Source organism: Serratia sp. MF1(2023), from assembly GCF_030954545.1.
Classification (GTDB): Bacteria; Pseudomonadota; Gammaproteobacteria; order Enterobacterales; family Enterobacteriaceae; genus Serratia; species Serratia sarumanii.
The window spans coordinates 195,423-202,387 of sequence record NZ_JAVHUX010000020.1; the positions used below are offsets into that span (position 1 = coordinate 195,423).

General features: G+C 63.4%; 7 protein-coding genes. 2 read left to right on the top strand and 5 right to left on the bottom strand.

The window, feature by feature from the left end; genetic code table 11:
* Nucleotides 1–23: 23 nt before the first annotated feature.
* The 5 genes from REA38_RS12580 to phnR form a co-directional block, all read right to left on the bottom strand.
* Nucleotides 24–827, bottom strand: a complete 804-nt coding sequence (locus tag REA38_RS12580) for an ABC transporter permease (RefSeq protein WP_041034829.1) — start codon at nucleotides 825–827, stop codon at nucleotides 24–26.
* Between the two features lie 2 nt (nucleotides 828–829).
* The gene (phnU, locus tag REA38_RS12585; RefSeq protein WP_308885977.1) at nucleotides 830–1,693 is read right to left on the bottom strand and encodes a 2-aminoethylphosphonate ABC transporter permease subunit; all 864 of its coding nucleotides are present in this window, start codon (nucleotides 1,691–1,693) and stop codon (nucleotides 830–832) included.
* Between the two features lies 1 nt (nucleotide 1,694).
* Nucleotides 1,695–2,825, bottom strand: coding sequence for a 2-aminoethylphosphonate ABC transport system ATP-binding subunit PhnT (gene phnT / locus REA38_RS12590; protein ID WP_369950675.1), 1,131 nt, complete (start codon nucleotides 2,823–2,825; stop codon nucleotides 1,695–1,697).
* Nucleotides 2,826–2,827: 2 nt separating this feature from the next.
* Nucleotides 2,828–3,838, bottom strand: coding sequence for a 2-aminoethylphosphonate ABC transporter substrate-binding protein (locus REA38_RS12595; protein ID WP_103772698.1), 1,011 nt, complete (start codon nucleotides 3,836–3,838; stop codon nucleotides 2,828–2,830).
* Between the two features lie 175 nt (nucleotides 3,839–4,013).
* Nucleotides 4,014–4,733, bottom strand: coding sequence for a phosphonate utilization transcriptional regulator PhnR (gene phnR / locus REA38_RS12600; RefSeq protein WP_308885978.1), 720 nt, complete (start codon nucleotides 4,731–4,733; stop codon nucleotides 4,014–4,016).
* Between the two features lie 155 nt (nucleotides 4,734–4,888).
* Here phnR and phnW point away from each other — a divergent pair, with 155 nt between their 5' ends.
* Both phnW and phnX read left to right on the top strand, forming a co-directional pair.
* A complete protein-coding gene (gene phnW, locus REA38_RS12605; RefSeq protein WP_308885979.1) occupies nucleotides 4,889–5,992 on the top strand; it encodes a 2-aminoethylphosphonate--pyruvate transaminase in 1,104 nt (367 codons plus the stop codon).
* 9 nt (nucleotides 5,993–6,001) lie between these two features.
* Nucleotides 6,002–6,811 (top strand): phosphonoacetaldehyde hydrolase, encoded by an 810-nt coding sequence (phnX, locus tag REA38_RS12610; RefSeq protein ID WP_060420797.1) that lies wholly within the window; start codon nucleotides 6,002–6,004, stop codon nucleotides 6,809–6,811.
* The last annotated feature ends 154 nt before the right edge of the window (nucleotides 6,812–6,965 follow it).

Sequence of the window (6,965 nt, forward strand, 5' to 3'; positions counted from 1 at the left end):
GCTGCCATGGCAGCGCCTTGTGGCTATTTAACGCCCGGCATCAGCCGCTGCGAAATCCGTTCCAGCACTAACATCAGCAACAGCGTGGCCGCCACCAGGATCATGGTCAGCGTCGCGCCGTTGGCGATGCTGCCGCGATCGGTCAGGCTGAAGATAGTGACCGGCAGCGTCGCCCAGCTCGGCGGGTAGATCATCATGGTCGCGCCCAGCTCTCCCATCGACAGCGACAGGCTGAGGGCGAAGGCGGAGATCATATAGGGGGCGATCATCGGCAGGGTGACGTGGCGCAGGCGGAACAGCGGCGAAGCGCCCAGGCTGGCGGCGACGTTCTCGTAGTCGCCAGGCAGCCGGGCCAGCCCGGCCATCACGTTGCCGAAGGTGAAGGCGGAAATCAGCACGAAGTGGGCGACGGGCACGATCAGGAAGGTGCCGTTCATCTGCAGCGGCCCCTGGCTGAACGCCACCAGCACCCCGAGACCTATCGACACCGAAGGCACCGCGCTGGGAATGAAGAACAGCGTGCTCAGCAGGCGCTGGCCGCGCCCCTGATGGTGGCGCAGCGCCAACGCCGCCCAGGTGCCGCACAGCAGCGCGAACAGGCTGGCGCTGAAACCGATAGCCAGGCTGGCGACCAGCGCGTCCCAGGAGGCGCCGCCAAAGGCCTGGCGGAAGTGGCTGAGGGTGAAACCGCTCGGCAGCACGCCGTTCCACTGTTCGCTCAGGCTGGACATCAGGATCACCGCCAGCGGCAGGCAGAAGAACAGCGCGAACAGCGTGACCGCCAGCGTGCAGGTCAGGGTGCGGCCGGTGCGAGACCAAATCAACATCGTCAGTTCCTCAGCCCGGCGCGCGCCGCGGCGTAGCGGTAAAGGGAGAACAGCCCGAGCGACAGCGCGATATTCACGACGGCGATCGCGCAGGCGACGGCGTAATCCGACTCCAGAATCGCTTTGGAGTAGACCATCATCGGCAGCGTGGTGACACCCTTGGCGCCAATAAACAGCACGATGCCGAACTCATTGGTGGTCAACAGCAGGCACAGGCTGCCGCCGGCCAGCAAGGCCGGCAGCGCGGCGGGCAAAATCACCTGGCGCACCACGCGCCCCGGCCGGGCGCCGAGGATGCTGGCGGCTTCGAGCTGGCTGCGATCGATCTGCGACAGCGCCGCCATCAGCGGACGCATCACCAGCGGCGTAAACACGGTGATTTCCGCCAGGATCACGCCCCAGATGGAGTAAAGAAAGTCCACCGGCGGCAGGGTAAAACCGAAGGTCGCCATCAGCATACCGTTCAGCAGGCCGGCGGAGCCGTAGATAAAGGTGAAGGCCAAGGTGATCAGGAAGGTCGGCATGGCGATAAAGGTATCGATCACCCAGGCGATCAGCCGGCTGCCGGGGAACGGCGTGAACACCAGCAGCAGCGACAGCAGGGTGCCGAGCACCAGGCAGCCCAGCGTCGCCAGCAGCGCAATCTGCAGCGTGTTGAGCAGGGCACCGACAAAGCGTCGGGATTCGAACACCTGCTGCAGCGCGGTGGCGCTGAACAGCCCCTGATCGTCGGTAAACGCCTGTTTGACGATCAGCGCCAGCGGATAGAAAAACAGCGTCGCCAGCACCAGCAGCGGCAGCAGGATCCATAAACGGCGCGGTGAACGCGGCCGCCGGGCCGGGCGAATAAGCGTAGAGTCGGTCATGTCAGTCCTCGATCAGTACCGCGTCGTCAGGGGCGAAATAGAGCGGCACGCGCTCGCCGATCTGCGGCATCCGGCTCTGATGGGTGGTGACCACGCGCAGCGGGTGGCCTTGTGCGTCGAACTGCAGGTGCGTCAACTCCCCCTGCCAGTGAATATCGCGCAGCGTGCCGACGATGCAGTTGCTGCGCTGGGCATCGGCATCGAGCGCAATATGCTGCGGCCGAATGCACAGCAGTTTGTCGAAGCCGCGTTGTGCGCCGTAGGTGAAACAGCCGATCACTTTTCCGGCGCAGCTGACGGTGGTCATGCCTTGGCCGGCGGTGGTCTCCAGCGCGGTGGCCGGCAGCAGGTTGGCGCGGCCGAGGAACTCGGCGGCGAAGCGGTTTGTGGGATGACGGTACAGCGCGCGGGTCTCGCCGTGGGCGATAAGATGGCCGTCGCGCATGATGCCAATCTTGTCCGCCAGCGTCAGCGCTTCGCCCTGATCGTGGGTGACGTACAGGATGGTCAGCTCCGGTAGCTCGCGGTGCAGGCGGGCGATCTCTTCCACCATGCTGTGGCGAATCTGCGCGTCCAGCGCCGACAGCGGTTCATCCAGCAGCAAGACTTTGGGGCGCACCGCGATGGCGCGGGCGATCGCCACGCGCTGCTGTTGGCCGCCGGAGAGCTGGCTGGGATAACGCCTGGCGTAGGCGGACATGCCGACGATGGCCAGCGCCTCCTCGACGCGCTCGGCGGTGAGGCCGCGCGGCTTGCCTTGGGCGCGCAGGCCGAACGCCACATTGTCCTCGACGCGCATATGCGGAAACAGCGCGTAGTTCTGTACCACCATGCCCAGACCGCGCTCATAGGGCGGCACGTCGGTGACATCGAGATCACCGATGGCAATACGCCCGGCGGAAGGCTGCACGAAACCGGCGATCGCCCGCAGCACGGTGGTTTTGCCCGAGCCGGAGGGGCCGATCAGCGCCAGCACTTCGCCGGGGGCGATGGTGAGCGTCAGGGGTTTCAACACTTCGGTGCCGCGATACGACACGCTGACGCGGTCGAGTTGGATGCCCGACGGCCCGGCGATGTCGAGGCTGTTATCCCGCGCCTCGGCGCGGGAAGAGAGGGTAGAAGGCATTGTCAGCGTCATTCGGTCACCTTGTGCCAGCGTGAGATATCGGCGGACAGGCTGCTTACCACCTGATTCCAGTCCGGCGCCCAGATGTCCACGCCTTCCAGCGCCGCCTGCGACCGCTTGAAGTTATCGTCGGTCGGGATGACGTCCTTACGCACCGGCATGCCGTAGGACATGGCGCTAACGCTGCTCTGCGCTTCTTTGCTCAGCAGGAAGTCGATCAGCTTTTTGCCGTTGGCGCTTTGCGGCGCGCCTTGCACCAGGCCGACATAGTAAGGCAGCGCCAGCGTGCTGCGCTTGCCGTCCGGCCCGGCTGGCCAGAACACCTGCACGTTCGGGTTGCTGCGCATCTGCGCCAGGTTCATCTGCAGATCGCCGTTGGCCACCAACAGCTCGCCTTTATTGACCAGCGCGGTCAGCTTGCCGGTGGAAGCGGAAGGGCCGACGTTGTTGCTTTGCAGCTTGCCGAGGTAGTCGAAACCGGCGTCCTTGCTACCGAAGCTGTGAAACGCCTGCAGCAACACTGCGGTGCCGTCACCGGCCTGGCCCGGCGTGGAGTACTGCAGCTTGTTGCGGAACTGCGCATCCAGCAGCTGTTGATAGCTGGCGGGTGCCTGCGGCAACAGTTTGGCGTTATAGATGAAGCTCAGGTAGTTGTTTACCAGCGGCACGAACTGCGGCTGAGCGTCGGCGATCTGCGCCGCATCCTGCGGGGTGAAATCCTGCAGCAGTTTTTCCGCGGCGGCGCGCTGGATGAACGGCGGCGGCGTCACCAGCACGTCGGCCTGCGGGTTGCTGCGCTCTTTCGACAGCCGCTCTACGATGGCGCCGGAACCGCCTTCGACGTACTGCACCTTGATGCCGGTTGCCTGAGTGAAGGCGTCGAACTGGGTTTGATACCAGCTGTGATCGCCGGCGTGCAGACCATCGGCGGAGTAGACGGTCACCACCGCGTCGGCGGCCCAGGCCGGCGCGGAGCCGAGTGCGATGGCGGTCATCACGATCAGACGAGAAAGTTTCATAGCTTCAGCCTCACTGTTGCGGATTTAAGCGTAACTGGTATACACCAGATATGCGGTCACGCTAATCGGCGAATATGACAAACAAATGAAAGCGGCAAAATATATTTGCCGGCAACGGGGAATTGGGCGTGGGGGAGAAAGGCGGGGCGGCGGGCGCAGCCCCTGTCATGCGGGGTTAAAGCGTATCGACTTCGATGCGCAGGCTGTCGTGGCGCCAGTACTCGATATCGAAATCGAGAATGCGGCCGTGCTGGTCGTAATTCAACCGGCGCAGCAATAAGGCGGGCAGGCCGACCATGGCGCCGAGCGCGTTGGCGGCGCGGTAAGGCAGGGCCGTCGGGTAGAACGACAGATGCATGTTGCTGTAAATCAACGCGTAATGCTGTTGATAGACTTCGGTCAGGCTGCCGTTGAGAGCGTGGCTGAGCAGTTCCGGCACCCGCTGCGGCAGGCAATGGTTTTCGCAATAACAGATGGCGCGGCCGTCGGCGTAGCGCACGCGGCGCAGCAGATACACCTGGTCGAAGGGTTCGAGCGCCAGCGGCTGCATCACGTCGAGCGGCACCGTGGTTTTTTCGCCGGACAGCAGCGCGGTGCGCGGCACGCGCCCCTGCTCCTGGCACAGGCGGTGGAAGTTGGTGTTCTGCGTCGGATCCAGCCACAGCCGTTCCGGCGTGACGAACCAGCCGCGGCGATCGGCGCGATAGATGGCGCCGGTGGCCTCCAGCTGCGCCAGGCTCTCGCGAATGGTAACGCGGGTGGTGGAGAAGATGGCGCACAGCTCGCGCTCCGAAGGCAGCTTGTCGCCCGCCTGCAGCGCGCCGCGGGTGATGCGCGCCTGAAGCTGATCCTTGATCTGCAGGTAGTGGGGCATTTCGCCCTGATGTTCTTTCATTTCATCTCGCTATGGCATCGGCCCGTCATTCCGGCACGCGCTTATTATACATAGCCAGATGAATTTTTTGTTTCACCGCGCTTTGTCGTTTGACCAGGGAAGGAATTTGCCGCCACAATGCCTGCAATCTGGTATAGACCAAATAGGTGAATAACATGTCCGATCGAAACTACCTGCTGTTGACCCCCGGCCCGTTGACCACGTCGAAAACGGTAAAAGAGGCGATGCTGTTCGACAGCTGCACCTGGGATGATGATTACAACCTGGGCGTGGTGCAAAGCATCCGGCAGCAGCTGGTGGCGCTGGCGACGCCGTCCGCCGGTTACACCTCGGTGTTGCTGCAGGGCAGCGGCAGCTTTGCGGTGGAGGGCGTGCTGGGCACGGCCATCGGCCCGCAGGACAAGCTGCTGATCGTCAACAACGGCGCCTATGGGGCGCGGATGATCGAAATGGCGCGGCTGATGGATATCGACCACCACGCTTTCGACTGCGGCGAGGTCAATGAGCCGGACGTGGCGGCGATGGAGGCGGTGCTGAAAAGCGATGCGCGCATCAGCCATATCGCCATGGTGCACTGCGAAACCACCACCGGCATGCTCAACCCGCTGCAGAAGGTCGCCGGCCTGGCGGCGCGCAACGGCAAGACCTTTATCGTCGACGCCATGAGCAGCTTCGGCGGTATCCCGCTGGATGTGGACGCGCTGGGCATCGATTTTCTGATCAGCTCCGCCAACAAATGCATTCAGGGCGTGCCGGGCTTCGCTTTCGTCATCGCCCGCCGCAGCGAACTGGAGAAATGCGCTGGCCACTCGCGCTCGCTGTCGCTGGATCTGTATGCCCAGTGGCGCTGTATGGAAGACCAGGCCGGCAAATGGCGCTTTACGTCGCCGACCCACACCGTGCTGGCCTTCGCGCAGGCGCTGAAAGAGCTGGAACAAGAGGGCGGCATTGCCGCGCGCCACCGCCGCTATCAAACCAATCAGCGGCGGCTGGTGGCGGGCATGCGCGAGCTGGGCTTTGAGACTCTGCTCGATGATGCGTTGCATTCGCCGATCATCACCGCATTCTATTCGCCAAAGGCCGACACTTACCGCTTCGCCGAATTTTATCAGCGCCTGAAGCAGCAAGGGTTTGTGATCTATCCCGGCAAAGTGTCGCAGAGCGACTGCTTCCGCATCGGCAACATCGGGGAAATTTACCCGCAAGATATCGAACGTTTGCTGGCGGCCGTCGGGCAGGCGATGTACTGGAATCAATAAGGATTGACCATGAAACAGATCAACGCAGTGATCCTCGACTGGGCCGGCACCACGGTGGACTTCGGCTCCTTTGCGCCAACGCAGATTTTCGTCGAGGCATTCAAACAAACCTTCGATATCGACATCAGCCTGGCGGAGGCGCGCATTCCGATGGGGCTGGGCAAATGGCAGCACATCGAGGCGCTGGGCAAGCTGCCGGCGGTCGACGCGCGCTGGCGGCAGAAGCTGGGCCGCTCGATGAGCCACCAGGACATCGACGCGCTGTATCAGGCGTTTATGCCGCTGCAAATCGCCAAAGTGATCGACTTCGCCGATCCCATCGAGGGTGTGCCACAGGTGATTGCCGGGCTGCGCGAACAGGGCATTAAAATCGGCTCCTGCTCCGGTTATCCGCGTGCGGTGATGGAGGTGCTGGTGCCTGCCGCCGCGCAGCGCGGCTACACGCCGGATTACTGGGTCGCCACTGACGATCTCGCGGCCGGTGGCCGGCCGGGGCCGTGGATGGCGCTGCAGAACGCCATCGCGCTGGGCATCGATGCGGTGGCGCACTGCGTGAAGGTGGACGACGCGGTGCCGGGCATTCATGAAGGGCTGAACGCCGGGATGTGGAGCGTCGGATTGGCGCTGTCCGGCAACGAGTTTGGCGCGACCTGGCAGGAGTACCGCCAAATGGCGGCGGCAGAGATCGAGCTGCGCCGTACGGCGGCCGCCGATAAGCTGTATGCGGCGGGCGCACATTATGTGATAGACACGCTGGCGCAATTGCCGGGCGTTATCGCCGACATCAACCGGCGGCTGGCGGACGGCGAGCGGCCGTAACGACCGGGCGCGGGGCATAAAAAATCTATGGTCACCCCCGTTTTTGCAACACCGATTTTGATCTATGATGGGCTTGCGTAAATCTATTCGGCGTCTGGTGAACGATACCCTGTTCGCGCCACGATGAGTTTCGCGCCTGTTGAACCTGAAAAAC

Bases quoted from the DNA above. Each gene is read 5' to 3' on its own strand.
- REA38_RS12580 (WP_041034829.1), bottom strand. From the start codon at position 827: ATGTTGATTTGGTCTCGCACCGGCCGCACCCTGACCTGCACGCTGGCG.
- phnU (WP_308885977.1), bottom strand. From the start codon at position 1,693: ATGACCGACTCTACGCTTATTCGCCCGGCCCGGCGGCCGCGTTCACCG.
- REA38_RS12595 (WP_103772698.1), bottom strand. From the start codon at position 3,838: ATGAAACTTTCTCGTCTGATCGTGATGACCGCCATCGCACTCGGCTCC.
- phnR (WP_308885978.1), bottom strand. From the start codon at position 4,733: ATGAAAGAACATCAGGGCGAAATGCCCCACTACCTGCAGATCAAGGAT.
- phnW (WP_308885979.1), top strand. From the start codon at position 4,889: ATGTCCGATCGAAACTACCTGCTGTTGACCCCCGGCCCGTTGACCACG.
- phnX (WP_060420797.1), top strand. From the start codon at position 6,002: ATGAAACAGATCAACGCAGTGATCCTCGACTGGGCCGGCACCACGGTG.